Annotated in this window: 25 protein-coding genes, 1 tRNA gene and 2 pseudogenes; 27 read left to right on the top strand and 1 reads right to left on the bottom strand. The window is 41.9% G+C overall.

All coding sequences use genetic code 11. The features are described 5' to 3' along the window. Positions 1–41: 41 nt before the first annotated feature. The 5 genes from CUU64_RS18410 to CUU64_RS18390 all read left to right on the top strand — a co-directional run bounded on the left by CUU64_RS18410 (position 42) and on the right by CUU64_RS18390 (position 2,584). Positions 42–515: an Hsp20/alpha crystallin family protein gene (locus tag CUU64_RS18410; protein WP_101635137.1), complete on the top strand. Its 474-nt coding sequence runs from the start codon at positions 42–44 to the stop codon at positions 513–515. 118 nt (positions 516–633) lie between these two features. Beyond that, positions 634–1,680 (top strand): hypothetical protein, encoded by a 1,047-nt coding sequence (locus tag CUU64_RS18405; protein WP_101635136.1) that lies wholly within the window; start codon positions 634–636, stop codon positions 1,678–1,680. Between the two features lie 110 nt (positions 1,681–1,790). Further along, positions 1,791–2,024, top strand: coding sequence for a hypothetical protein (locus CUU64_RS18400; protein WP_101635197.1), 234 nt, complete (start codon positions 1,791–1,793; stop codon positions 2,022–2,024). A 43-nt stretch (positions 2,025–2,067) separates the two neighbouring features. Beyond that, positions 2,068–2,298: a hypothetical protein gene (locus CUU64_RS18395; protein WP_101635135.1), complete on the top strand. Its 231-nt coding sequence runs from the start codon at positions 2,068–2,070 to the stop codon at positions 2,296–2,298. Between the two features lie 34 nt (positions 2,299–2,332). Beyond that, the gene (locus CUU64_RS18390) at positions 2,333–2,584 is read left to right on the top strand and encodes a hypothetical protein (RefSeq protein ID WP_101635134.1); all 252 of its coding nucleotides are present in this window, start codon (positions 2,333–2,335) and stop codon (positions 2,582–2,584) included. Positions 2,585–2,802: 218 nt separating this feature from the next. On the opposite strand, the gene CUU64_RS18385 is transcribed toward CUU64_RS18390, so the two are convergent. Next, on the bottom strand, positions 2,803–3,039 hold the full coding sequence (locus CUU64_RS18385; RefSeq protein ID WP_101635133.1) for a hypothetical protein: 237 nt from the start codon (positions 3,037–3,039) through the stop codon (positions 2,803–2,805). Positions 3,040–3,750: 711 nt separating this feature from the next. On the opposite strand from CUU64_RS18385, the gene CUU64_RS18380 reads away from it, so the two are divergent. From CUU64_RS18380 to CUU64_RS18275, 22 genes and pseudogenes are all read left to right on the top strand, one after another. Then, a complete protein-coding gene (locus tag CUU64_RS18380) occupies positions 3,751–4,071 on the top strand; it encodes an ArsR/SmtB family transcription factor (protein WP_180954678.1) in 321 nt (106 codons plus the stop codon). A gap of 22 nt (positions 4,072–4,093) precedes the next feature. Next, positions 4,094–5,059, top strand: coding sequence for a TIGR03571 family LLM class oxidoreductase (locus tag CUU64_RS18375; RefSeq protein WP_101635131.1), 966 nt, complete (start codon positions 4,094–4,096; stop codon positions 5,057–5,059). A 30-nt stretch (positions 5,060–5,089) separates the two neighbouring features. Next, positions 5,090–6,097 carry an LLM class flavin-dependent oxidoreductase gene (locus tag CUU64_RS18370; protein ID WP_101635130.1) on the top strand — a complete coding sequence of 336 codons (1,008 nt, stop codon included), beginning with the start codon at positions 5,090–5,092 and terminating at the stop codon, positions 6,095–6,097. A 77-nt stretch (positions 6,098–6,174) separates the two neighbouring features. Further along, positions 6,175–7,203 carry an LLM class flavin-dependent oxidoreductase gene (locus CUU64_RS18365; protein WP_101635129.1) on the top strand — a complete coding sequence of 343 codons (1,029 nt, stop codon included), beginning with the start codon at positions 6,175–6,177 and terminating at the stop codon, positions 7,201–7,203. 224 nt (positions 7,204–7,427) lie between these two features. After that, positions 7,428–8,549, top strand: coding sequence for an NADH-dependent flavin oxidoreductase (locus tag CUU64_RS18360; protein ID WP_101635128.1), 1,122 nt, complete (start codon positions 7,428–7,430; stop codon positions 8,547–8,549). Between the two features lie 478 nt (positions 8,550–9,027). Further along, positions 9,028–10,389, top strand: a complete 1,362-nt coding sequence (locus CUU64_RS18355; protein ID WP_101635127.1) for a cytochrome ubiquinol oxidase subunit I — start codon at positions 9,028–9,030, stop codon at positions 10,387–10,389. Between the two features lie 13 nt (positions 10,390–10,402). Continuing rightward, positions 10,403–11,461, top strand: a complete 1,059-nt coding sequence (locus tag CUU64_RS18350) for a cytochrome d ubiquinol oxidase subunit II (protein ID WP_101635126.1) — start codon at positions 10,403–10,405, stop codon at positions 11,459–11,461. A gap of 3 nt (positions 11,462–11,464) precedes the next feature. Next, on the top strand, positions 11,465–12,250 hold the full coding sequence (locus tag CUU64_RS18345) for a hypothetical protein (RefSeq protein ID WP_101635124.1): 786 nt from the start codon (positions 11,465–11,467) through the stop codon (positions 12,248–12,250). Between the two features lie 77 nt (positions 12,251–12,327). Next, positions 12,328–12,819 (top strand): staygreen family protein, encoded by a 492-nt coding sequence (locus CUU64_RS18340; RefSeq protein ID WP_101635123.1) that lies wholly within the window; start codon positions 12,328–12,330, stop codon positions 12,817–12,819. Between the two features lie 339 nt (positions 12,820–13,158). Then, a pseudogene (locus CUU64_RS23230) lies at positions 13,159–13,278 on the top strand (PH domain-containing protein); the annotation flags it as partial. A gap of 172 nt (positions 13,279–13,450) precedes the next feature. After that, positions 13,451–14,068 (top strand): TetR/AcrR family transcriptional regulator, encoded by a 618-nt coding sequence (locus tag CUU64_RS18330; RefSeq protein ID WP_101635121.1) that lies wholly within the window; start codon positions 13,451–13,453, stop codon positions 14,066–14,068. A 75-nt stretch (positions 14,069–14,143) separates the two neighbouring features. Beyond that, the gene (locus tag CUU64_RS18325) at positions 14,144–15,286 is read left to right on the top strand and encodes an acyl-CoA dehydrogenase family protein (RefSeq protein WP_101635120.1); all 1,143 of its coding nucleotides are present in this window, start codon (positions 14,144–14,146) and stop codon (positions 15,284–15,286) included. 84 nt (positions 15,287–15,370) lie between these two features. After that, a pseudogene (locus CUU64_RS18320) lies at positions 15,371–17,020 on the top strand (AMP-binding protein); the annotation flags it as partial. 12 nt (positions 17,021–17,032) lie between these two features. After that, positions 17,033–18,367 carry an acetyl-CoA carboxylase biotin carboxylase subunit gene (locus tag CUU64_RS18315; protein WP_101635118.1) on the top strand — a complete coding sequence of 445 codons (1,335 nt, stop codon included), beginning with the start codon at positions 17,033–17,035 and terminating at the stop codon, positions 18,365–18,367. Between the two features lie 121 nt (positions 18,368–18,488). Continuing rightward, positions 18,489–18,701: an acetyl-CoA carboxylase biotin carboxyl carrier protein subunit gene (locus tag CUU64_RS18310; protein ID WP_101635116.1), complete on the top strand. Its 213-nt coding sequence runs from the start codon at positions 18,489–18,491 to the stop codon at positions 18,699–18,701. Positions 18,702–18,712: 11 nt separating this feature from the next. After that, on the top strand, positions 18,713–19,624 hold the full coding sequence (locus CUU64_RS18305; protein ID WP_101635115.1) for a hydroxymethylglutaryl-CoA lyase: 912 nt from the start codon (positions 18,713–18,715) through the stop codon (positions 19,622–19,624). Positions 19,625–19,647: 23 nt separating this feature from the next. Then, positions 19,648–20,430, top strand: a complete 783-nt coding sequence (locus CUU64_RS18300) for an enoyl-CoA hydratase (RefSeq protein ID WP_101635114.1) — start codon at positions 19,648–19,650, stop codon at positions 20,428–20,430. A gap of 25 nt (positions 20,431–20,455) precedes the next feature. Continuing rightward, entirely contained in the window at positions 20,456–21,985 is a 1,530-nt protein-coding gene (locus CUU64_RS18295) for an acyl-CoA carboxylase subunit beta (RefSeq protein ID WP_101635113.1), read from the top strand. A gap of 233 nt (positions 21,986–22,218) precedes the next feature. Then, positions 22,219–23,127 (top strand): cysteine hydrolase family protein, encoded by a 909-nt coding sequence (locus tag CUU64_RS18290; protein WP_101635112.1) that lies wholly within the window; start codon positions 22,219–22,221, stop codon positions 23,125–23,127. 25 nt (positions 23,128–23,152) lie between these two features. Next, entirely contained in the window at positions 23,153–24,631 is a 1,479-nt protein-coding gene (locus tag CUU64_RS18285) for a nicotinate phosphoribosyltransferase (RefSeq protein WP_101635111.1), read from the top strand. 31 nt (positions 24,632–24,662) lie between these two features. Then, positions 24,663–25,493 carry an ammonia-dependent NAD(+) synthetase gene (nadE, locus tag CUU64_RS18280; protein WP_101635110.1) on the top strand — a complete coding sequence of 277 codons (831 nt, stop codon included), beginning with the start codon at positions 24,663–24,665 and terminating at the stop codon, positions 25,491–25,493. Between the two features lie 309 nt (positions 25,494–25,802). Further along, positions 25,803–25,877: transfer RNA gene (locus tag CUU64_RS18275), tRNA-Glu, on the top strand. The last annotated feature ends 20 nt before the right edge of the window (positions 25,878–25,897 follow it).

Below are 25,897 nucleotides of genomic sequence, written 5' to 3'. Positions count from 1 at the left end.
TGCCAATCCAATATTCTAGGAACTTACTGGAGGTTAGCAACTTGGATTTTGAAAAGATAATGCAATGGATGGAGTTAGCCAAAAAATATCAAACTACGGATTTCTGGAATAGCGTGTTCGATCAATCCACCATGTCTCAGTTCATGAATGATTCGGGCGAAAATGGCACACCATTTAACCCGTCTCCAAATTCATCTCGGAATCAGAATTTTCCTTATATTGATATTTATATGAATGAAGAGGATATTATTCTTCTCGCTGATTTAGCGGGATATAAAAAAGAAGATCTCCAGGTGTCTGTTTCAGGAAATAAACTTATGCTGAAAGGTTCATTGAAACAATATGTAACCGGGCAGCCTATCATTCAAGAAAGAAACCATGGAGATTTCCAAAGGATTATAACACTCCCTGAACCTGCGGAACCAAGCCTGATACAGGCGAAATTTGAGAATGGGCTGCTAATATTGACATATAGAAGGCAATTTAATGAAGAGCAACCGGTTAATATCCTGTAAACATTTTTGACCAAACCTTAACCTTAACACGCTCGCTTATTTCTATAAATATCTCTTATTTTTAAAACTCTTTTGCGAAGTCCGGGAATAAAACAACTTAAAAATGTGGGGATGGTCCATGCCTTTAAAAGGAATGTTCAACCAAAGATCGAATAATGAATTGCTGCATCATACATTGATGGAATTAGAAAAACAGGTCAGGAGAATCAATACACTTGAAGTGCATATGGAGCGTTTTTTAAAGCTCGAGAGCAATGTAAAGCCGCTTCTATTCTTAAGAAATCAGATTGAAGATTTTTTTAAAAATACAACTGATGGAAATGAGACTTTAAGGGAACGGCAGCAGAAAAAAATGGTTTCCGAGCAGAAAATTTTTCAGTTGCTTTATTCATACCAAAATAGACTGGATCAGTTAACCCAAAAGATCTCCATACTTGAGCAAAATAATGTGCAGCAACCATACCAAGAGGCCGCACATCGGTCTACATATAGTCAGAAATTATCGCAACTAGATGAAAGAATAAACAACATGGAAGAAAAACTGGTCAATCTTTACAATCAAGATCATGTTAGGTATACGAAAAGCGAATCAACAATATCAAACGTCAGACAAGATCCCCATGATCCGGCTGAGGGCCTTGAGTCGTCTGCCTTATTGAATAAACTTTCCTTTTACTTTCATAAAATGGAAGAATTGGATAGTAGAATTACTTCACTGGAAAACAATACTTCTTTACAGGAAATAAAAGCCAGTCACAATCCGGAATTTTTGCCAGATTCTAATAGCCCGGATAATGGCGGAACAACTCTCGAGGACAGTTTACTAAATAGCGAAAAAAATGTAATTATTAAAGCGCTTCATATAGACAAGCTTTTTGTAGACAAGTATGAACAGAACAATACTTTTTCCCAATTGGGCATCAAAGAACTTAGCGGAGCTTTAAATATTGGTGCTACATACGGGACGGGTCATGTGCCAATGGAAGCTAATGAAAAAATGAAACAGGACATGGAGGAGCTAAAAGAGATAAAAAACAGCTCCGTAACAGGTTCAGGAGATTATCCTGAGGAAGCTCCTCAAGGCGGGACAGAGACAGATTCTGATGAACCTGATAACTTTTACACAGAGATCAATATAGAAAACGGTCCCGACCTTTCAAGCTGAGTGAAAAAAAGTTTTATGGAATTGTGATAATTTTATTCTTTTATAAGATAGCCAGAATAAACTTAAAACTATACTGCTGATCCATCATTACGTAATGGGGAGTGATCATGGTGATTTTCGCGCCGATGGTGGTGAATATTTTAGCATATAAAATCAATGCAGTTGACAATGGTGCCGCTGTGAATATGGGTCCTATCCAGCAGCTTGACTTTTTTGTTTCCTATAAACGGAACCAGGGAGTCGGTGAACAAAATGGCGATTTTTCACCTTATTTTCTCCCATTTTGTTTATTGGTTGATGCGGATTTAAGCGACAGCCCTACCATCAAAAACAGTGTGATTTAAACGCATTCCAACTAGTAGATTTAAAGAATAAGGAGGTAGGTACATGTCTTTCATCCCGTCAAAAGTTAATATTGGAAATATTATCATCAACAATGCAGACCATTTAAGCTCTGTTTCTTATGGATCCACATCAAAAATAGATAGAAATGTGGTAGCTAAGAAGAGCCAGGGATTTGGGCAGCAATTGTCTGATCATACCGTTGTCGCGTCTTCCTTTAAGATAATGTTAGATGATGATTTTTTAGATGTTTATTCAGAAATGAAATCTTCGTAACCTCTGCTCGGGAATTTATCAAGGGGGAATTCGTATGCCATCACCTGTACCTTACATTAATATCAATATAAATATCATAAAGATTAATTCGTTTGAGAATGCTTCGGCGGTAAATATCGGCCAAAATTTATTGGCGGAATGGCATAATTCAGATAAGAAAACAATGGGCCTTGGCCAAAATATGGGAGATGGCAGCGGGTTTATTGGAACACGAAGCTTCGTGGACGACCGTGATCAGGTAGACGCACCTTCCTCATTCGTTTCTGGATCTGGACCCAGAGTATAAATATTACATGGCGAGGAGCTCCATTTGGGGCTTTTTTCTATTTTATATCAAACTATTTCTGCTCTCCTTCTTTTATGAAGTGCTATAAAAGAGGAGATTAATAAGTTCAGGTGGTAGCCTAAAAGACTACCACCTGAATAAGTTTTATGAAAAGAGTGAACCCCGACTGCATCAATACCTTTAGGCGCGGCCCCTATAGCAAGATTATGATTGAAACGTTATACACCACTGTTTTTATTCGTATTGCTATCAACTCCATCTTGGTCGGTAATGGTGGCAATTGGTATATTAATCGGTGAGAAATCGCCATTCTGTTCTCCTACTGCCTGATTCCTCTTATAGGAAATAAGCTGGTCAACAAACTGAAGGGATCCTGAATTCACCACTGATGCGTTATCAACCGTATTAATTTTAAATCCGATAAGATTGATTATCATTGGTGTATAAAAAAACATGGATTAACTCCTCCTCAAATTAAAACGGTTTTTATACGGTTCTTAAAGTGCCAATCAGTTGCTATACATCATACATATTCCATGTGGCTGCAAAAATACGACAAACTTAATAAAATACTTTAAAAATGCACCTTAGATAGTTTCAAATACAACATATTTCAATTAATTCATAGGAGATATCAATACAAGTTATATTTACAAGTTCTGATGCCATATGGACTAAATACCAGTTCTATCAACACAAAAGACTGTCGTCCATCAAAAAAGCTTGTACTCATCCATTCAGATTCCGTTAGATTATAATCAGTTTCAAATAAAGGCCATTATTCATTTTATGCTTAAGTCTTGTTTGGGTTCATCGATTGAAGAAAAAAATTCACCGTCCCTTTTTAACACTTCGCCATACGCGCTGTGATTTTGTTAGGGATGTGTAAGATTGGAGGGGAGGACATATGAAAAATTATGTAACATGGAAGTTTTACCAAGACTAAACCAATTAATACAAGCAAATTATTATGAATGGGTCACCACTATTAATACCTGCCTCTTATTTATCAATCCTGCAAGCACTTCATTTGATTTCATAAATAAACAGCGATAGGATAATATAGAAATATCGCAAATTATAGATATGCATTCACCCTCCAATCAATTGAACATCCTTATAGCAAGTAGAAAGGGGCAGCCAAGTTGAATCAGGAATTAACTCCTATAGATGATGAACAGGCGATTGAAATTTTTAAAGCTCTGTCAAACCAGACAAGAGTTAGTATTCTTCAAATGTTAAAAGACCCTGAAAACAATTTTTCATCACAGGCCCATGTCACTAAGGATGAAGGATTTGAAGGAGGGATTTGTGTAAGTGATATTCGAAGCAAAATAGGCATTTCACAGTCCACTACTTCACAGTATTTAACAATCCTGCTGCAAAGCGGTCTAGTGGAAATGAAACGAATTGGTCAATGGACATACTATCGTCGCAATGAGGAAACAATAAAACAGCTTGAAAAGTATATCGGATTGAAAATATAACCACTAATAAAGGAGGATGAGAGTGAGCTTACTACATCACCGTGCTTATAACAGCATCTACCAAAAAGACAAAATGTCACTTGAATTTGTCCTCCCCACTGCTAGAATGTCCAAAAATCCCATTATGGAGAATCAACTGGAGCTTGCCCGTAAAATCGAGGAATATGGCTTCGCTTCACTATGGCTCCGGGATGTTACAATCCAGAATCTAAATATCGATGATAACGGTCAAATGTATGATATATGGATTTATTTAACATATCTTGCTGCACATACAAAGAAAATTGCACTAGTGACAGGAAGCGTAGTTCTTCCTCTGCGGCATCCCGTACGAGTGGCCAAGGAAGCAACCTCTATTGATAAACTGTTTCCAGAGCGTTTGATTATGGGAGTGGCATCAGGTGACCGGGAAAAAGACTTCATCGCTCTGGGGGTAGACAAAAGTGAAAGTGGCACGTTATTTCAACAGCATTTTCAAGACCTTGATAGGCTATTAAAAGAGGATCGGCCAACAATCCATAGTGATTCTGGTGTCATAAATGGCACAGATATGAGATTGATCCCAAAGCCTGTTTCGTCGATACCAACCATGGTGACCGGGTTCAGCAATCAGTCAATGGTATGGATTGCCAAGCACGGGGACGGCTGGATTCAATATCCGAGAAGCATAGAACAGCAAGCTAGACTGATAAACGATTACAGGACATTAACTGAATTCCATGCGCCAGGGATATTTAAACCTTTTTCCCAGAGCTTATTTATCGACTTATCGGAAAATCCCGATGCGTTACCGGTACCCATACCCCTTGGTTTTGCAGTGGGACGAAATCATTTAGTGGATTTGCTTTATGAATTCCAATCGATTGGTGTTAATCATCTGGCATTTGTCTTGTATTTTTCAAAACGCCCTCCTGCTGAAGTAATTCAGGAACTTGGAGAATTTGTACTGCCACATTTTCCAACTCATCAAGGTACGGATCAATCTTAGACATTCAAATTATGAAAAGGCAGATGACTTATGACGAACAAAATAGAACTTTCTGTACTTGATCCATCACCGATCCTAAAAGGAGGATCGGCAGAACTTTCCCTTCATAATACGCTCGATTTGGCACAGAAGGCCGAAAAGTGGGGGTATAATCGGTATTGGCTGGCTGAACATCATAACTGGGTGGGGATGGCCAGTTCCGCATCACCCATCGTGATTGGACGAGTAGCTTCTGTTACAGAGAGAATGCGTATTGGGTCCGGAGCGATGCTTCTTTCCCATTATTCACCGCTTTCCGTAGCTGAACAATTCGGGACACTAGAAGCATTCTTTCCAGGACGGATCGATCTTGGTTTGGGACGAGCACCTGGTACCGATCAATTTACGGCAAATGTTTTGCGGCAACGGGTGGCTGGGGAACCTGAATTTGATGAACGGCTGCAAGAGCTTATCGCATATTTATATGGTTCAGGCACAACCATGAGAAATGGGTCACATAGTTTTCACGCCATTCCTGGCGAAAAAACAAATGTGCCGATCTGGCTTTTGGGATCTGGGTTGTATAGTGCGGAATTGGCCGGGATGCTTGGTTTGCCTTTTTCTTTTGCAGGCCATTTTGCCCCAGGAAATATGATGGAGGCCATCAATCTATACCGGGAACGTTTTCGACCATCCAGTTTTCTGGAAAAACCGTATGTGTTGTTGGCTGTTCAAGTGGTGGCAGCCGACGATGAGCGGAAGGCACAAAGGCTTGCGACATCAATGTACCAAAAATTTCTATTACTTACCCGTGGACAGCCGTCTCCTATTTTGCCTCCTGTTGATGATATGGATCAGCACTGGAGCGAGCAGGAACGCAAGATTGTAGAAGAACAGCTTTTCACTTCCATTATTGGGGATCCTGCCGGTGTAAAGCAGCAATTACATGAATTAATAGAAAAGACGGGTGCCGATGAAATAATGGCCCATACAGAAATTTTTAATCACGAGGCCCGGCTGCGTTCTTATGAAATTTTGGGACAAGCTGCAAAAAGTTAAACATTGATCCCAGTTACTGAAGGGAAATATGACGACCTAGATTATTACAAAAATTTTTAGAGAAAGAAGATGAATGTATGTCCAAAAATGAAAACCCTATAAAACTTAGTGATATTCCGTTCTCAGTCCTGGATCTTTCTCCAATTACTGAGGGAAGTACCCCAGCTGACTCTTTTCGTAATACCTTGGAGCTTGCACAGCTTGCGGAAAAACTTGGTTATAACCGATATTGGCTGGCTGAACATCATAATATGCCGTTTATCGCAAGCTCCGCTACTTCTGTAGTTATTGGGCATGTAGCAGCAGGTACATCAAAAATCCGGTTAGGTTCAGGTGGAATCATGCTGCCGAATCACGCACCACTCGTAATCGCTGAGCAGTTTGGAACTCTTGAATCCTTATACCCTGGCCGGATCGATCTTGGTCTTGGAAGGGCACCTGGTACAGATCAGCTTACCGCCCGTGCATTAAGACGCGACCTGAGAAGTACCGGAGATGACTTCCCTGAACAGCTTGCTGAACTTCGTGGTTATTTCGACCCGGCTTTAAGACAAGGAAACAATCATGTTAAGGCAGTTCCAGGTGAAGGGTTAAACATTCCAATATGGTTGCTTGGTTCAAGCGGATTCAGTGCCCAACTGGCAGGAGAGCTTGGATTGCCATTTGCTTTTGCCAGCCATTTTTCACCGCATAATACAAAACCAGCTCTTGAGTTATATCGCCGTTCCTTTAAGCCTTCTGCAGCATTGGAAAAGCCATATGCAATGGTCGGGCTAAACATTATTGCAGCAGACACGGACGAAGAGGCACAGCGCCTGGCTACAACCTTGCAGCAACAATTTTTGAATCTGATGCGCGGTAATGAAGTGCCGCTTCAGCCGCCAGTTGATAACATTCATGACATAGCGAGCGATTACGAAATAGCTGCTCTTCAGAATCAATTAGGAACTTCTATTGTGGGCAGTCCTCAAACTGTGAAACAAAAGCTGGAGAAATTTATAAAAGACAGTAATTACGATGAAATCATGGCAATAGCCCAGGTTTATGATCACAGTGCCCGCCTGCGTTCTTATGAAATTTTGGCGGATATTACCAAAAGTGAATAGACCAGTTTAAGCCGATTAGTCTTTTTAGAAACACAGCTGCCATTGATTACAGTTGTAACCTAATTAATAAGATTAGATCTTGCAGGGGACAGGGGAACAGGTATCATTATGCCTGCAGAGGGAAGTCTAGAAAGGGTCCTGATTTCCCTAAGCCCCTCATTAACAATAGTTATCAGATAGCATATAGACCTAAGAAATTATTTGAAAAAAGGAGAAATCAAACAATGAATTCTAAATATGAAGCTGCTTTTAAACCATTTACTTTCCGTTCAGGTATTGAAATAAAGAACCGTATTGTAATGGCACCTATGACGAATACTGCATCCCATGAAAATGGTGAAGTATCAGATGAAGAAATTGCTTACTATGAGGAACGTGCGGGCGGTGTTGGAGCGGTAATCACAGCTTGTACATACGTTAGAAGGAACGGAAAAGGTTTTCCTGGTGAATTTGGAGCGGATTCTGATGAATTAATTCCGAGCCTCAGGAGGGTGGCGAAAGCAATCCAGGATAGAGGATCCAAGGCCATCCTGCAAATTTTTCATGGAGGTAGAATGTGTCCCCCCGAGGAATTGCTTGACCATCAGACTATAGCGCCGAGCGCAGTAGCACCTGAACGCGAGGATGCTATGGTGCCGCGAGAAATGACGCCTGAAGAGATCACTGATATGGTTAATGCGTTTGGCGAGGCAACAAGAAGAGCCATTGAAGCGGGTTATGACGGAGTTGAAATCCATGGCGCCAATACTTATTTAATCCAGCAATTCTTTTCCCCGCATTCCAATAGAAGGGAAGACAAATGGGGTGGAACACTCGAAAAGCGTATGGCTTTCCCGCTGGCCGTTGTAGACGCTGTTAAGAAAGCAGTTGCTGATCATGCAACAAAACCTTTCTTAGTTGGTTATCGTTTATCTCCTGAAGAAAGAGAAAATCCTGGAATCACCATGGACGACACCCTTCAATTAGTAGATAGATTAGCTGATCTAGAACTGGATTATCTCCATATTTCTGTGGGTGCATTTTGGAACGGATCCATACGTGATGAGAATGATAAAACGTCACGCGTAGTAATGATTCACGAGCGTGTAGGCGACAAAGTTCCAGTGATCGGTGTTGGCATGCTGCGGACACCTGATGAAGTAATGGAGGCTTTTGGATCGGGTGTTCCTTTAATTGCGCTAGGCCGCGAATTGATAATGGAACCAAAATGGGTACAAAAAGTCCAAGCTGGCGAAGAAGAAAATATTCGTACCACTCTATCGAAAAAAGATCAGAAAGAGTTGGCGATCTCAGATCAAATGTGGGAGTACTATACAAGTATTCCAGGCTGGCTTCCTATCGTATAGAGCCAAATTAAGACAAAAACAATAAACGACTTAAAAATTGGTCCCCTTTAGTACAAAGCATACTTGGAGGGGACTTTTTGAGTTAGGGTAGAATATTTCTTAATCTGTAGCATAACCGTTCTTTTATGGTTGTTGAAAAGGCATTTGATTAATAAATATTTAGTTTATAGGTAATTAGTATTATTTTCTTTGAATGTTACATATCCTGATTTAAAATTATAGCGATTTTGATGGTAAAACGTCTGTTATTTTATCGATAACAGGCTTTTCTTTTTATCCCCCGACATTAGCTCATTACTTACTACTTTCCATTTATGAGTACATCCTGCCAATTTGTGCTTTATTCCTCGTAAAAGCAACTTAGGCCATGCTGATTTTTTAATTTTCCCACACTCTCATCATAAATAGTGGAAACTTCCTCAATAATTTCTTTTCCTTTGGAAAATACTAAGAAAAAAATTAGGGAAGGAAAGATATTATGGATGAAGTAGTTATAGCCCGCGCGATGTTTGGTACGACGATGGGGTTTCATATTATTTTTGCAACAATTGGGGTCGGATTGCCGCTTATGATGCTGCTGGCTGAACTGATGTACCAGCGAACAAATGATTTTCACTACGCAGTGATGGCGAAGCGTTGGACAAAGGCCTTCGCAGTTCTGCTTGGTGTTGGCATTCCAACCGGTACAATTGCCGGTGTGCAGCTTTCTCTGCTTTGGCCAGGTTTTATGGAGGTAATCGGACGCGTTATGGCGTTGCCTTTTCAAATTGAAATATATGCCTTTTTTATCGAAGCTTTGTTTATGTCGATTTATGTTTACGCAGCTGACAGAATTCCCCCTTCGATGAGAATCATAAGCTTAACACTGGTGGCATTTGGGGCTGTTGCCTCAGCTGTGCTGATCTCCAATGTGCATGCATTTCAAGGAACTCCTGCAGGTTTCAGGGTAGAGAATGGACGCATTGTCGATGTTGAACCATGGCAAGCTTTTTTCAATAAAAGCTTTCTTGTTACCGCTGGCCATGTTGCGCTTTCTGCCTATACAACAGGCGCGTTTGTAGTGGCATCGGTTGCTGCATTTAAAATGCTAAAAGCAGGTGCAGGCTCGATGTTGTATGGATTTCACAAGAAAGCATTGATGATGGCGGTTATAACCGGAGGGATTTTCGCTTTACTTACAGCGCTCAACGGACACGCTACGACACAGCACGTATTTGAAGATCAGCCTGAAAAACTGGCTGCTGCAGAAGGATTATTTGAAACCCAAACCCATGCGCCGTTAACGGTACTGGGATGGTCCGATAGAGAGGACCGCGAAGTGAAATGGGGCGTTGAAATTCCCTGGCTTTTAAGCTTTTTGGCAGGGAACAGCTTTGACACTGAAGTGAAAGGGTTAAACGACTATCCCGAAGAGCTGTGGCCGCCACTATGGGTCCATACCATGTTTAATATCATGTTTATTACAGGATCGCTGTTAATCTTACTGGCCATTGTTGCTGTGATTTGGGATAAATGGCTAAAAAAAGACAGGTTCCCGAAATTTTTATTATGGATTTTTGTATTGTCTGGACCGGCTTCTGTTGCTGCTATTGAAAGCGGGTGGATCTTGGGCTGCAGCGGACGACAGCCGTGGAGCATATATAGGACGCTGTCCACTGCAAACTCGGTTACTGCAACCGGCAATCTTGGGATCCTTTATACATTATTTATCATTGTTTATGCTATTTTAGGGGCTGCAGTCGTGTTTGTACTGCTTTATTACTTTAAGAGAAATACTGTGTTGGATGATATTCATCGGGCAGAACAAAAAGGAGTGCAACTATTCGGTTCAAATTCATAAAGGAGGAGATTAAGTGGCGGATGCAATAATTGCCAGTACCGTACTGTGGGGATTTGTGTTTATTTACTCGGTTATGGCTACAATGGACTTTGGCGCTGGCTTTTGGTCAATGGTTTATATCAATAGGGAAAAAACGGGTACAACGAACATAGCAAATCGTTACCTTTCTCCTACCTGGGAGGTTACGAATACGTTTATTGTTGCTCTTGTAATCGCAATCTACAGCATGTTTCCAGGAGCAGCCTACACACTTGGAACGATCCTCTTAGTTCCCGGAAGCATGATTTTGCTATTGCTTGCTCTCCGGAGCGCCTTTCTTGTATTTTCTAATGTGGCACTTGAATATCGGAAAATACTTACCTACATCTCCGGTATTGCCGGAATTCTAATACCTGCTTTATTAATTAGCGTCTTACCTATCTCACATGGAGAATATGTGAATTTTGGCGAGGATCGTGTAAGCCTTGATTTAGGCAAGCTGTTTACCAGCCCGAACGAATATGCATTTATCGGTTTTGCAATCAGCAGCACCTTATTTTTGTCTTCTTTGTTGCTTTCCGATTATTCAAAGGTTTCCAATGAGCCTGAAGCTTACAGGGTTTACCGTAAAGATGCCATGATTGCTGGTCCCATTTCATTGATAATGGCGTTTTTGATCATGATGACTCTTAGAACAGAAGCGAATTGGATTTATGAAAATATGATGGATGACCTGCCCTTGTTAATTGCTTCCATTTGTTTCTTTTTGATAGGGGGCGTCGCGCTTTACCTTCCTTTCTTTTCGAAACATGATATCTCCGGGATGCCTCGGGCAGCAGTAGTAGCCATCACGATTCAATATTTGATTGCCAGTTATGTTTATGGCAAGGCACATTTGCCATATATGGTATATCCCGAGATGACCATTCAATCGGGATTCACGGATCCTAATTCGTTCCGTGCCGTTTTTTATACTTATATTGCAGGTTTCGTAATTCTGTTTCCGGGATTTGTTTATTTCTGGAGGATGTTTATGAACGATAAACACTATTTACAGAAGAAGCAATCGAAAAATCCCTTGAAAGGAGGTTAAAGAATGTTGCGAGTCAAAAAGCTGATAAATATCATCATGTTCATTGTCTTAGCATTGTCAGTATTTGGCTATCGAGCGGTATCGGCCCAGTTTGACTCAGAACCAGAGGAAAAGATCATTGTTACAAAAAAACGTGATGTGACTGGTGATGGAAAAAAGGAACGGATTTCAATTGTTGGAATTCCCTATGAACAAGACAGCGCGTTTTTAAGAGAAATCAATCTTGTAGTGGAAGTCAAAGACGGTAAAAAAGTTAATCTCCCTCTTGATGCAGGCTTTGACCCCAAGCTGCACTTTGCAGACTTTAACGGGGATGGATTGAAGGATGTTTATGTGACCATCTCAACAGGATCAAGTGGCGGGCTCATTAACAGTTATGCCTACACCTTCACTGGAGGAAAAGCAAAGGATTTGAGCGTGCCACCACCTGTATCCATAACCGGGCAGTTTTTAGATAACTATAAGATTGTTATGTCAGTCCCTCTCCAGAAACCCCTAGTGCTTGATGTAAGCAACAGGAAAAAAGACTATATAAAATTGGGGATGTACCAAAAGAATGGAAAGCTGAATGAACCGACAGAAGTAATGGTTGATCCCTATTCTTTATTCAACATAACCAAAATTTCTGGTAAACGTAAGGGGCTAAAAGGTGTCCAGCGGGTAAGTGGGGCCTATCATGCAGATGCTCTAACTGATATATATTCCGAATGGGAGTACCGTGATGGAAATTGGCAGCTTCTTAAGACAAAAACGAAGGAAATTACGAAAAAATCCATGCGTGGCCTGTAGGCTGGATTCACAGCTAATAGGCATAAATCATATGATAAGGCAGGCAATAAGTTTTGTCTGAAAGGAGAATGTCTGCCATGTCTACATTTAATCCCGAGAATTTGACTGTAACTGTTATTCCTCCTGCGACGCCTAACATGCCCGTTGAAGGACGAAGATATACACTTACTCATTCGGACACAACAGGAGAACTTTTTTTAAGCATAGGAAATCAATACGACTGCGAGAAGATCGATGAGAGAATGAGGGACGAAGTGCTGGCAGAATGGGGTCCTTATATGGGGGAGTATATTCTTTCCGTACGAATATACATTAGCGGAGGGGAGTTTGATAAAAATATATCCAGGGTTCGATACCTGATTTTTAAAAAAGACATTGATTTGGCACTTGAAGCCATTATGTATGGCGACCGGGAATTCTTCCGAAATTTCCCATGGCTTCTGGACAGCCCGATTACAATAGAATTTGACTCTATCTATCCGGAATACCAGAAATTACTTGTATACGGTACCCCAAGGAAATATCTCAACGGAAAGAATCCCACCCATGCGAATACACTTCAAGTATAGAAAATACAGGCTGATTCTAGAGCATGAATCAGCTTTTTTATTGTCATTCTTATATAGTCTATAGATGTGGGGTACTCAAAAGGTTTAGATTTATTAAAAAAGGACCATTCATGTCAGTTATAATATGGGGCGTTATACTAGCAGGTCTAGGAACTAATCTTTACCAGCTATTTTTAGGAAAACGGGAAGCAAATAGTTTTGAATTAGTCATTCTTATGTTCGCAGCTAGCTTTGGCTTACAACCTATTATGAAATAAAAGCAGATACGTTGTATATTCGATCAGGCCAACTTAATTAGCTGATACACATCAAAACGATCAGGAAACTTCGAAAACGCGGAAGCCTTTGTTAAGTCCGGCACTTCCCTTGGACCGGCTTGAAATTTCCTACAACATCGGCGATTTAGTGATCATTTCACCGAAAAATAAGGCAGGCTTTAAAGCAGCGCTCACAAAATAAATAAAGATATCATAACTAGATTTGAAGTAAGGAATGTTACAGAGTATCAATATTCGAAAATTGACAATTTGGAAAAATTTGATAAAATCAGGGTGAGGGTCCGGCTACGACCGGGTTCTTAGCCGTAAAGCCTTTTTCAGGAAGGTGATGCCTTACGGATTTAAAAAACCGCATAATAGAAACAGCACTCACTTTGTTTGAGGAGTACGGATTTCATGGTGTTACAGTCAACCAAATTGTTCATGAAAGCGGCACATCAAAGGGAGGCTTTTACCATCATTTTGCGTCCAAGGACGAACTTCTTTATGTCATCCACGACTACTTCATTTCTTATGCACTCAAAAAAGCAAAGGAAGCTATACAATCAAACCAAACCCCTACAGAAAAAATGCAGGAGATCATTACATCCTTTCTGAAAGTATTTGACCTGTATAAACCACATATTTCAGTATTTTCCCAAGAAAGCATCTACCTAAAACGCCAATATGTCAAAGTTATCAAAGAAAAGCGGCAAACCTATAAGCAAATCATATTTGCTGTCATCCGGGAAGGAATCAATACGGGAGAATTCCGCTCCGAATTGCCTGTTGAAATTACAGGTATGTCTATTTTAGGGATGGTGAACTGGTCCTATAAATGGTACAAAAAGGACGGTGATAAGTCTATCGAGGAAATTGCGGCGATTTATGTAGACCTTATTTTGACTTCACTTCTAACTGACCAAGCCAAACAGGACGTAAGATTCCGGGATTATTTTTTAAAATACGAATCATCTAGAGATACAATGTAAAGCGCTTACATTTGTGCAGGACAGACCAACCAGTCGGTCTATAGGCCGTCTGCTACACAATCGAGGAGGGCTTTTATGAACTTTGAACTGTCGAAAGAACAGCAGATGATCAAAGAGATGGTTAGCGAATTTGCAGAAAAGGAAATTAAGCCGATTGCAATCGAGCTTGATGCAGAATCCCGCTTTGCACAAGACATATTCAAAAAGATGGGGGAACTTGGGATCATGGGAATCCCCTTTCCTGAACAGTATGGGGGAGCCGGCGGTGATACCATCTCTTATGCAATTGCTGTTGAAGAAATTGGCAAAGCATGTGGTGGAACGGGATTAAGCTATGCGGCAGCGGTCTCTCTCGGTGCTAGCCCAATCTATTATTTCGGGACGGAGGAACAAAAACAGAAGTATCTCGTTCCGCTTGCCAAAGGGGAAACACTTGCAGCTTTTGGGCTGACCGAACCTAATGCCGGCAGTGACGCGGGCGGCACCCAGACTCAGGCGGTTCTCGATGGAGATGAATATATCATTAACGGAGAGAAATGCTGGATTACAAACGCCGGATATTCCAGGACAGTCACTGTAACAGCTGTATCAGGAAAAGATGAACGAGGAAAAAATATTATCTCTGCTTTTATCGTCCCGACGGATACACCAGGTGTAACGATTAATTGCAATTATGAGAAGATGGGTGTCCGTGCTTCCAACACTTGCGCAATTATTTTACAGGATGTCCGCGTGCCAAAGGAAAATATTTTAGGAGATTCACAAAAAGGGTTTAAGCAATTCCTTTACACGCTTGACGGAGGAAGGATTTCAATTGCCGCTTTGGCTGTAGGAGTGGCGCAGGCTGCCTTCGATCGCGCACTCAGCTTTGCCAAGGAACGCAAGCAGTTTGGCCAGCCGATATCTAACTTCCAGGCCATTCAATTCAAGCTGGCTGATATGGCCATGGAAATAGAGCTAGCCAGGAACATGGTGTATAAAGCGGCATGGCTTAAAGATCATAACAAACCTTTTACGAAGGAATCTGCCTATGCAAAGCTCTTTGCGTCGGAAATGGCCTTCAGGGCGAGCAATCAGGCGATACAAATACATGGTGGGTCAGGTTATATGCGTGAATACGAAGTCGAACGGTATTTGCGGGATGCGAAATTGCTTGAAATCGGTGAAGGCACTTCAGAGATTCAAAGGATCGTCATTGCCAGGCAACTAGGTTGTTAACATGCTATATGTCTTTTGAAGAACGCATGACATGATTGTATAAACAACTGATAGCGTTCGTCCTTATTACAATATAGGAGGAATGAAATGTCTGATTTATTGCATGTTACAGTTGGCGGGCTTTTGGAAGAAACCGCATCAAGAGAGGGAGAAAAGGAAGCAGTTGTCTATCATGAGCTCGGACTTCGATACACGTACAAAGAATTTGAACAAGTGTGCCGTGAAGCTGCAAGGGGGTTCATGTCTTTAGGCATTGAAAAGGGGGGTCATATTTCCATCTGGGCAACGAATAAACCGGAGTGGCTGATCACCCAGTTTTCCACTGCAAAGATGGGAGCAGTTCTCGTTACGGTCAACACAAATTACCGGGCGGCGGAATTAGAGTATCTATTAAGGCAATCTGACACCTCTACACTTATTCTTATGGAAAAGTTCAAAGATCACTCTTATATTGACACGCTTTATGAGATAGTGCCTGAATTGAAAACCTGTGCACCAGGAAAGCTGCAATCTAACAAACTGCCAAAATTAAAAAATGTGATCGTACTAGGAGAAAAAAGGTTTCCCGGGACTTACTCTTGGGATGACGTGATGGCTGGAAAAGAAAGTGTTACCGAAGAACTGCTGGAAGCCCGTATGGCCTCCCTGCATCCAGATGAAGTGATCAATATGCAATACACGTCCGGTACAACCGGTTTTCCTAAAGGGGTCATGCTCACACATTCAAATATCGTCAATAACGGCTATAATATCGCAAAGTGTATGGAGCTGACTTCAAATGACCGTTTATGCATTCCCGTCCCTTTTTTCCATTGCTTTGGCTGCGTGCTTGGTACCATGGCGTGTGTATCGGTTGGCGCCACAATGGTTCCCCTAGTGGAATTTAATCCGGAAAAGGTACTTCAAACGGTTGAAGCAGAAAAATGTACTGGCCTCCATGGTGTGCCAACTATGTTTATTGCCGAACTAAATCTGCCAAATTTTGAATCCTATAATCTAAACTCATTACGGACAGGAATCATGGCTGGCTCCAACTGCCCGATTGAAGTGATGAAAAATGTGGTAGCGAAAATGGGGGCAACAGAAGTGACGATCGCATACGGACAAACAGAGGCATCCCCCGTAATTACACAAACAAGGACGGATGATCCAATTGAGCTGCGTGTTTCCTCAGTGGGAAGGGCACTGCCTAATGTTGAGGTTAAAATCGTCGAACCGGGAACCTCTCGGGAGCTGCCGGCTGGCGAGCAGGGTGAATTATGTACAAGGGGATACCACGTGATGAAGGGATACTACAACAACCCAGATGCGACCAAGGAAGCAATAGATCAAGACGGCTGGCTTCATACCGGTGACCTCGCTGTTATGGATGAAAACGGCTACTGCAGGATCACAGGAAGGCTGAAAGATATGGTCATTCGCGGCGGGGAGAATATATACCCCCGTGAAATTGAAGAGTTTCTGTATCAGCATCCTTCTGTCCTGGATGTCCAGGTTATTGGTGTGCCTGATAAAAAATATGGAGAAGAAGTTATGGCATGGATCATCCCGAAAGATGGGGCAAGGATAACCGCTGAAGAAATTCGGGAGTATTGTCAAGGCAAGATATCCCGTCATAAAATTCCGCGTTATATCCGGTTTACAGACCGATACCCAATGACCGCATCGGGAAAAATCCAAAAATATAAGCTGCGGGAACAATCTCTCGAACTGTTGGCGGAAAAAATCCTATAGGGAGGGATTTGCTTGTTTAATAAAATTCTTATTGCCAATCGCGGTGAAATCGCAGCCCGGGTAATCAGGACTTGCAAGAAAATGGGGATCACAGCCGTTGCGGTTTATTCAGAAGCGGACAAACAAGCACCTTTTACATCTATGGCTGATGAAGCATACCTGCTTGGCGGGCCAAGAGTTCAGGAAAGCTATCTGAATGTGGAAAAGATTATAGAAATTGCAAAGAAAGCGGGTTGTGATGCCATCCATCCCGGGTATGGTTTTTTAAGTGAAAACGGAGACTTTGCTGACCGGTGCGCTTCAGAAGAGATTACGTTCATCGGTCCGGCTTCTTCCGTCATAAGGAAAATGGGCAATAAGGTTGAAGCGCGAAAGACAATGGAGGCCGCCGGGCTACCACTAGTGCCAGGGCTATCGCGCCCATTAGTCGATGTAAATGAAGCGATTTTGGAAGCTGAAAGAATCGGATATCCTGTCATGCTAAAAGCGGCTTCCGGCGGAGGTGGAATCGGCATGCAGGCGGTCTATAGCACAGAAGAGCTGATTAAGGCTTATGAAGGCAATCAAAAGCGGGCACAAATGTTTTTTGGCAACGGAGATATGTTTATTGAGAAGCTTATTGATAAGCCCCGGCATATCGAAATTCAAGTTCTCGCCGATCAAGCAGGAAATGCCGTTTATCTCTGGGAAAGGGAGTGTTCTATTCAGAGACGGCACCAAAAAGTAATCGAGGAAGCGCCCTCATCTTTTCTGGATGAGGAAACAAGGAACAAAATGGGTGAAGCCGCCGTCAAGGCTGTAAAGGAAATCGGCTATACCAATGCAGGTACCCTGGAGTTTTTAGTGGATCAGGACAAGAATTTTTTCTTCCTGGAAATGAACACCCGCTTGCAAGTGGAGCATCCGGTGACTGAGGAAATAACCGGGCTTGACTTGGTTGAACAGCAAATTCTGATTGCATCAGGGGATAGCCTTTCTTTTACTCAAGAAGATGTGAAACGGGCAGGGCATGCCATTGAAGCACGTATTTATGCAGAAGATCCCATCACATTCTATCCCTCACCAGGAACCATTACAGCGCTACGTCTTCCCAAGGGTGAAGGGGTAAGGCATGAGTTAGCAGTAAACGGATCCAGTACAGTATCACCTTTCTATGATCCTATGATCGCCAAGCTGGTTGTGACAGGGGCCTCGCGAAAAGAAGCAATCAACCGCATGCGTGCAGCACTTGCTGCTTATAAAGTTGAAGGAATCAAAACCAATATACCAATGCTTTACGACATTATTTCATGTAAAGCGTTTCAGCAGGGAGATACAACCACTGATTTTGTTAAGTTGCACTATTAGAAAAACCCTTATGGAGAGCTTCTTTTAGGCAGCAAATAGATGTCGAATTTAGAAAAGGAAACTTATTTTGTGTCAGAAAAGGCAGTCAACACCAACTTAAGCGCTGCGGAGGGAAGTAGAGATGGCAGAAGTAAAAGCAAGTATGGCAGGAAGCATATGGAAAATTGTGGTTTCGGTCGGTGACAATGTTACAGAAGGCCAGGATATTGTCATTCTGGAATCTATGAAAATGGAAATACCAATTACGGCTGAAGCGAATGGCACAGTAAAAGAGATCAGGGTGAATGAAAGCGACTTTGTAAATGAAGGTGATGTATTAGCTATAATCGAATAGAAAGCGGAGGAATGCAGGTGAAATGGCCAGATAAGGTGACAATCAAGGAAGTCGGCCCGAGGGACGGACTGCAAAATGAAAAGGAAATTATACCTTCCGCAGAAAAAATCAAATGGATTGATGACTTATCCCAAACCGGATTGCCATATATAGAAATCACATCCTTCGTAAATCCTAGATGGATTCCACAACTCTGTGATGCATCAGAGGTAGCGAAGGGGATTAAGAGATATCCAGGTGTCAAATATGGAGCACTTGTACCAAATATGCGTGGGTTAGCATCAGCGTTAGAGTCTAATATAGACGAAGTGTCTGTGTTCATGTCGGCGAGTGAAACCCATAATCAAAAAAATATCAATAAATCGATTGATCAGACCTTTCCGGTTTTTCAGGAAACTATTAATGGAGCGATTGCTGCGGGAAAGAGTGTTAGAGGCTATGTTTCAACCGTATTCGGCTGCCCATATGAAGGCAAAGTACCTATCGAACAAGTCTTTAAGGTATGCGACAAACTTTTTGAAATGGGTATTGGAGAACTGTCACTTGGGGACACAATCGGGGTAGCCAATCCACGTCAAGTTGAAGAAGTCTTGGACCTTGCACTAAAAAGATATGACACTAAAAGGATAACCATGCATTTTCATAATACAAGAGGTATGGCATTGGCCAACGTCCTGACGTCTTTAGAATATGGGATTACTTCATTTGATTCTTCGCTTGGAGGTCTTGGCGGCTGTCCTTATGCACCTGGGGCAAGCGGTAATGTCGCCACCGACGACCTCGTCCACATGCTTGAAGAGATGGGGATTTCAACAGGTGTAAATCAGAATAAGCTGGCCAATGCAGCGGTAAAGATCCAGCATGCACTCGGAAAGAAGCTCACTAGCCATCAGATGGCTGTCTTTTCAGAACAATTGACCTAACACTTTTTCAAAGGAGTGTTGCTATGTCTTCAGTGATTGAGATGAGTAGAGAGAATACGGGCACCGCCATTATAACATTGAACCGGCCGCACGCGGCTAATGCTTTATCCCTGGACATGTTAAAAGAATTGAACGGGGTGATGAAACAACTCCGGTATGACCCATCGTTAAGATGCATTATATTGACTGGATCAGGAGAAAAGGCATTTTGTGCGGGAGCGGATTTAAAAGAACGAAGAGGCATGAATGAGACAGAAGTAAAAAGGACGGTTAAATTAATTGGATTCACAATTTCTTCGATTGCAGAGCTGCCGCAGCCTGTGATAGCCGCCATTAATGGTTCAGCTTTCGGCGGAGGTCTAGAGCTTGCGCTTGCATGCGATATACGGATTGCAGCCGATTCAGCCAAAATAGGACTTACCGAGACATCACTCGGAATTATACCGGGTGCAGGCGGAACCCAAAGACTTCCAAGAATCATAGGGACTGCCAAGGCGAAAGAGCTAATATTTACAGCACGGCGTATTGATGCCGCTGAAGCAGAACGCCTAGGGTTAATCAGTAAAATTGTAAATAGCGCCGAACTCTTGGATACGGCGGTTTCCCTCGCAAAAGAAATTGCACGTAATGCACCCGTTGCCCTGCAGGCAGCAAAACAGGCGATCAATCAAGGAATGGAGACAGACCTTGCAACGGGTTTGAAAATAGAAGAGCTCTGCTATGAAAGAACAATTTCTACAACTGATAGGTTAGAAGGGCTGAACGCATTCAAAGAAAAAAGAACGCCGAATTTCATAGGCAAATGACCTGATATGCCGGGAGGGAACCATCATGTCTTTGAAAGAAAAATGGAATGAAACCGCAGATAGGATAAAAAAAGGCGGTCCTGAAAAATACCATGAAAAGAATGCAGAAAAAGGGAAGTTATTCGTTCGCGAACGCCTTAAGCTGCTTTTTGATGAAGGATTGGAAGTCGAGGATGCTTTCTTTGCTAATTGTGAAAGCGGAGGCTTGCCAGCGGACGGTGTAGTAACAGGAATTGGTAAAATAGAAGGACAAACAGTCTGTGTGATGGCAAATGACTCTACCGTAAAAGCAGGTTCATGGGGAGCCAAAACAGTAGAAAAAATTCTCCGCATCCAGGAAACGGCAGAAAAATTGCAGGTTCCGATGCTTTATTTGGTCGATTCTGCAGGGGCCCGCATTACTGATCAGGTTGAAATGTTTCCAGGTCGCAGGGGCGCTGGCCGGATTTTTTATAATCAAGTGAAACTATCTGGTAAAGTACCTCAGGTCTGTTTATTGTTTGGACCATCCGCAGCAGGGGGTGCATACATCCCGGCCTTTTGTGATATCGTGGTCATGGTCGAAGGGAATGCTTCCATGTACCTTGGCTCTCCGCGGATGGCTGAAATGGTCATCGGTGAAAAGGTGAGTGAAGAGGAAATGGGCGGAGCAAAAATGCATTGTTCCGTTTCCGGGTGCGGTGACGTGTTAGCAAAAACAGAGCAAGAAGCCATTGCATTTGCCCGGCGCTATCTTTCATACTTTCCGGCAAATTTCCAGGAAAAGCCAGCCGTAAAAGAACCCCGTTTACCGGAAGAATTTGAAAAAACACTTGAGGAGCTCCTTCCAGCCAACCAAAACGCACCTTTTAATATGCATGATTTCATTGCAAGAATTATCGATGAAGGAACGTTTTGTGAAATTAAAAAAATGTTTGCCCCAGAACTTATAACAGGCCTCGCCTGTTTAAACGGAAATACAATAGGAATAATAGCCAACCAGCCCAGAGTAAAAGGTGGAGTGCTTTTTCAAGATTCAGCCGATAAAGCGGCAAAGTTCATTACACTATGTGATGCCTTTAATATCCCTCTATTGTTTTTGGCCGATATACCAGGCTTCATGATTGGGACGAAAGTTGAGCAGGCAGGCATTATCCGCCACGGGGCCAAAATGATTTCAGCGATGAGTGAAGCGACTGTTCCGAAAATCTCTGTCGTAGTGCGGAAAGCATACGGTGCCGGGTTGTACGCTATGGCAGGGCCTGCGTTTGAACCCGATTGCTGCCTCGCCTTGCCGTCAGCATCGATTGCTGTTATGGGACCTGAAGCGGCAGTAAATGCAGTTTATGCAAATAAAATCAAGGAACTCCCACCAGAAGAACGAGCTGCTTTTATCGAGTTAAAACGGGAAGAATATAAAAAGGATATCGATATTTATCGGTTAGCCTCTGAAATGATTATTGACCAGATAGTCCAGCCGGATGAACTTCGCAACGAACTAATCAATAGGTTCGGAGCATATATCTCCAAGCAGCTTATGTTTACAACTCGCAAACACGGAGTTTATCCCGTATAAAAATTATGAATCCGGTTACAGAAAGTAAAAGGGATTCCTTGATCGTTAAGGATAACGGCATTCTACTTTTTGGTCCGGATTCATTTTTTGGCATGATTGCAAACAAAATAGTTGAAAATAAAATGAAGTATAGTATATTTTTCCATATAATTGTTCAATCCTTCACTTATGCATGACAAGGTAGCAGTGGGGGTATTAGTAAGAAAATCTCTATTGTGAGTTGGAGGATTAATATGAAGACGAGTTTTGAAAACATTGTTGATGTAACTGCCATTGGTGGACAAAATCCAACAAACATACATGAGTTATTAACACTCGCAAGCAAAGAGAATCTTAGACCCTCAGTTGATGATACCGACAAGGTTTTATTCCTCGGCATCGATTTTCAAAACGATTTCATGGAAAATGGCGGGCTTGCAGTTCCTAATTCCTATCGTGATGTTGAAAATGTTACGAGGTTCATTTACGACAATATGGAAAGAATAACTACTATAGCAGTGTCTATTGATACCCACGAGCCTCAGCAGATCTTTCACCCGTCCTGGTGGGTCGATAAGAATGGCAGCCATCCCGACCCACTAACAATCATCACAGCTGAAGATGTTGAGAATGGCAAGTGGACGCCCGTAGAACATTACGACGAAAGCAGACAGTATGTACATAATCTTAAGAAATTAGGAAAGAAGCAATTATGCATATGGCCGTACCATTGTCTTCAAGGCACAAATGGGGCAGCTCTTGAGAGCCAATTCTCTAACATGATTCATTTCCATTCCATTGCAAGGAAATCAAAGATACAAAAGATCGTTAAAGGACTAGACCCGATGAGTGAAATGTACGGGATCATTAAAGCGGAATTTGACCGCAGCGATTATTGCAATCATGAGTTTTTACGTTCCCTAAAGGGATATGACAAAATTATCGTTGCTGGAGAAGCAAAATCCCATTGTGTACTTGAATCCGTAAAACAAATTTTAGAACATTTTGCAACAAACAAGGAAATAACCTCAAGGATTTATTTGTTGGAAGATTGTATGTCACCGATAACAGGCTTTGAAGAGAGTACAAACGAAGAATTTAAACAATTGCAAGAACAATATGGAATCAACATTGTAACATCGAAAAGTTTTTCTTTAGTTTGATGTTTATAATGGGAGGAAAAAACACATGTATTCACAGTATGTAGATGACAGCTACGGATTACACACCGATTTGTACCAGGTGAACATGGCAAAGACCTATTGGCAGGATGGGGTACATACACGTAAAGCCGTATTTGATCTTTATTTTAGAAAGCTACCTTTTAAAAACGGCTATGGTGTTTTTGCCGGACTCGAAAAAATTATTCATTACATTCAAAACTTCCATTTTTCAGTTTCGGATCTCCAATATTTGAGGGAAGATTTGGGGTATGAACCCGACTTCTTGCAGTATTTAAGTGAACTACGTTTTACCGGGAACATCCGCTGCATGAAGGAAGGGGAGCTTGTATTTGGCAATGAACCGATCCTTCGCGTTGAGGCGCCGCTTGGAGAAGCCCAGTTAATTGAGACGGCACTGTTAAATATCGTCAATTACCAAACTCTAGTCGCCACGAAAGCATCCCGGATCAAACAAGTGATTGGAAATGAGTCGGCGCTGGAATTCGGTACGCGCCGCGCTCAGGAAATGGATGCTGCTGTATGGGGGGCTCGCGCCGCATATATCGCAGGGTTCGATTCAACAAGTAACGTAAGGGCAGGGAAGTTGTTCGGAATTCCTGTATCCGGTACACATGCCCATTCCATGATCCAGACTTATAAAGATGAATATAAAGCTTTTCATGAATACGCGAGTTCCCATAAAGATTGTGTATTCCTTGTCGATACGTATGATACGCTCCGTTCAGGAGTGCCGAATGCAATACGAGTAGCAAAAGAGCTTGGCGACAAAATCAATTTTAAAGGCATCCGCCTTGATAGCGGAGATCTTGCATATTTATCGAAGGAAAGCAGACGAATGCTGGATCAGGCGGGATTTACAGACACAAAATTAGTCGCTTCAAATGATTTAGATGAATACACGATTATCAACCTCAAGGCTCAGGGGGCAAAAATTGATATTTGGGGCATCGGCACGAAATTAATTACAGCCTATGACCAGCCTGCGCTGGGAGCGGTTTATAAGATGGTTTCAATCGAGGATGAACAAGGGAATATGGTAGATACAATCAAAATTTCCTCCAATCCTGAAAAGGTGACCACACCAGGATTAAAACGGGTGTACCGAATCATTAACAGAACGAATAAGTACTCAGAGGGTGATTACATCACCTTGGAGAACGAAAACCCGGGAAACGAAAAAAAGTTGAAAATGTTCCATCCTGTTCATACGTTCTTAAGCAAATTTGTAACAGATTTTGATGCGGTTGAACTCCATGAGGACATATTCCATAACGGAGAATTACTATACAATCCGCCATCCATGGATGAAATCCGCCAGTTTACACAAGAAAATCTACGGTTGTTATGGCCAGAGTACAAGCGTGCATTAAACCCGGAAGAATATCCTGTCGATCTAAGTGAAAAGTGCTGGGAAAATAAAATGAGAAACATTGAAGAAGTAAAGCAAAAAGTAGATGCACTGAAAGAGCAAGACTACCAATAAGTGCTTAATAAAACAAAAGGGGGAGTTCTTTATGCGCCCATTACAAAAAGAAATTATCGAAAGACTGTTGGTCCAGTCTTCAATTGACCCGGAAAAAGAGTTCCGGAGAAGCGTAGACTTCTTAAAGGATTATCTAAAAAAATATCCGTTCTTAAAAAGCCTGGTACTCGGGATTTCTGGAGGCCAGGATTCTACCCTTGCAGGGTATATGGCTCAGACAGCAGTAAATGAATTAAATACAGAAAGTGGAACGAATGAATATCAGTTCATTGCTGTCAGCCTCCCATATGGCGTCCAGGTAGACGAAGCGGATCGACAGGAAGCATTGCAGTTCATTAATCCAACCCGCAATACTACAGTTAATATCAAGCCCGCGGTGGACGCCAGTGTCCAGGCAGTGGAACAAGCCACTGGAGAGAAACTTTCTGACTTTTTAAAAGGAAATGTAAAAGCGCGGGAACGTATGAAGGTACAATACGATCTTGCAGGAATTTTCCATGGCGTTGTGTTAGGAACGGACCATGCTGCTGAAGCAATTACAGGGTTCTTTACAAAACATGGAGACGGCGCCGCCGACCTGGTTCCCTTATACCGTTTGAATAAAAGGCAGGGACGGGAAATCCTGAAATTTGTAGGAGCGCCTGAAAGGCTTTATTTGAAGACTCCTACTGCAGACCTAGAGGATGATAAGCCATTGATTCCTGATGAAGTAGCACTGGGAGTCACGTATAATGATATCGACGATTACCTGGAAGGCAAAGAAATCAGCGAAGAGGCAGCAGCAAAAATCGAAGGCTGGTACCTGAAAACAGAACATAAACGTAATCCAGCAATTGACGTTTTTCAGGATTGGTGGAGATAAAAACCTTGGGGCCTGCAAATGCAGGCCTCCTTGTTGTCTACAATAATAAAGTGAAAATGAAACTCTTTGTTTTCTATTTGTACACAATTTAATCTTGATCTAATTTAAGGAATGGATTATTTCTTTTTTAGGTGTTGATTTTATTATTTATCGGTAGTATTATAAATGAGCTGCTTCAAAAACAGCCTTTTTATTAATAAACATAGTTAAAAAACTATTGTCTTTTAATAAACATAAGAGTATAATAGATCAAGTCGATGAAAAAAATTTATCCAGCTTTGAAGGAACATGAGTAAAAGAAAGATATTTGGCCCCTTGGTCAAGCGGTTAAGACACCGCCCTTTCACGGCGGTAACACGGGTTCGAATCCCGTAGGGGTCACCATTTATGGAGGATTAGCTCAG

Origin of the sequence: Bacillus sp. V5-8f (assembly GCF_002863565.1) — a bacterium.
Lineage (GTDB): Bacteria > Bacillota > Bacilli > Bacillales > DSM-1321 > Peribacillus.
The sequence above is the reverse complement of the archived record's forward strand: the minus strand, read 5'-3'. Positions and strand labels throughout refer to the sequence as shown.

What these genes read in the sequence shown, in the direction of transcription:
- CUU64_RS18405 (WP_101635136.1), top strand. Translation starts at nt 634, where the DNA reads ATGCCTTTAAAAGGAATGTTCAACCAAAGATCGAATAATGAATTGCTG.
- CUU64_RS18395 (WP_101635135.1), top strand. Translation starts at nt 2,068, where the DNA reads ATGTCTTTCATCCCGTCAAAAGTTAATATTGGAAATATTATCATCAAC.
- CUU64_RS18390 (WP_101635134.1), top strand. Translation starts at nt 2,333, where the DNA reads ATGCCATCACCTGTACCTTACATTAATATCAATATAAATATCATAAAG.
- CUU64_RS18385 (WP_101635133.1), bottom strand. Translation starts at nt 3,039, where the DNA reads ATGTTTTTTTATACACCAATGATAATCAATCTTATCGGATTTAAAATT.
- CUU64_RS18370 (WP_101635130.1), top strand. Translation starts at nt 5,090, where the DNA reads ATGACGAACAAAATAGAACTTTCTGTACTTGATCCATCACCGATCCTA.
- CUU64_RS18365 (WP_101635129.1), top strand. Translation starts at nt 6,175, where the DNA reads ATGTCCAAAAATGAAAACCCTATAAAACTTAGTGATATTCCGTTCTCA.
- CUU64_RS18360 (WP_101635128.1), top strand. Translation starts at nt 7,428, where the DNA reads ATGAATTCTAAATATGAAGCTGCTTTTAAACCATTTACTTTCCGTTCA.
- CUU64_RS18355 (WP_101635127.1), top strand. Translation starts at nt 9,028, where the DNA reads ATGGATGAAGTAGTTATAGCCCGCGCGATGTTTGGTACGACGATGGGG.
- CUU64_RS18345 (WP_101635124.1), top strand. Translation starts at nt 11,465, where the DNA reads ATGTTGCGAGTCAAAAAGCTGATAAATATCATCATGTTCATTGTCTTA.
- CUU64_RS18340 (WP_101635123.1), top strand. Translation starts at nt 12,328, where the DNA reads ATGTCTACATTTAATCCCGAGAATTTGACTGTAACTGTTATTCCTCCT.
- CUU64_RS18325 (WP_101635120.1), top strand. Translation starts at nt 14,144, where the DNA reads ATGAACTTTGAACTGTCGAAAGAACAGCAGATGATCAAAGAGATGGTT.
- CUU64_RS18310 (WP_101635116.1), top strand. Translation starts at nt 18,489, where the DNA reads ATGGCAGAAGTAAAAGCAAGTATGGCAGGAAGCATATGGAAAATTGTG.
- CUU64_RS18305 (WP_101635115.1), top strand. Translation starts at nt 18,713, where the DNA reads ATGCAGGTGAAATGGCCAGATAAGGTGACAATCAAGGAAGTCGGCCCG.
- CUU64_RS18300 (WP_101635114.1), top strand. Translation starts at nt 19,648, where the DNA reads ATGTCTTCAGTGATTGAGATGAGTAGAGAGAATACGGGCACCGCCATT.
- CUU64_RS18295 (WP_101635113.1), top strand. Translation starts at nt 20,456, where the DNA reads ATGTCTTTGAAAGAAAAATGGAATGAAACCGCAGATAGGATAAAAAAA.
- CUU64_RS18290 (WP_101635112.1), top strand. Translation starts at nt 22,219, where the DNA reads ATGAAGACGAGTTTTGAAAACATTGTTGATGTAACTGCCATTGGTGGA.
- CUU64_RS18285 (WP_101635111.1), top strand. Translation starts at nt 23,153, where the DNA reads ATGTATTCACAGTATGTAGATGACAGCTACGGATTACACACCGATTTG.
- nadE (WP_101635110.1), top strand. Translation starts at nt 24,663, where the DNA reads ATGCGCCCATTACAAAAAGAAATTATCGAAAGACTGTTGGTCCAGTCT.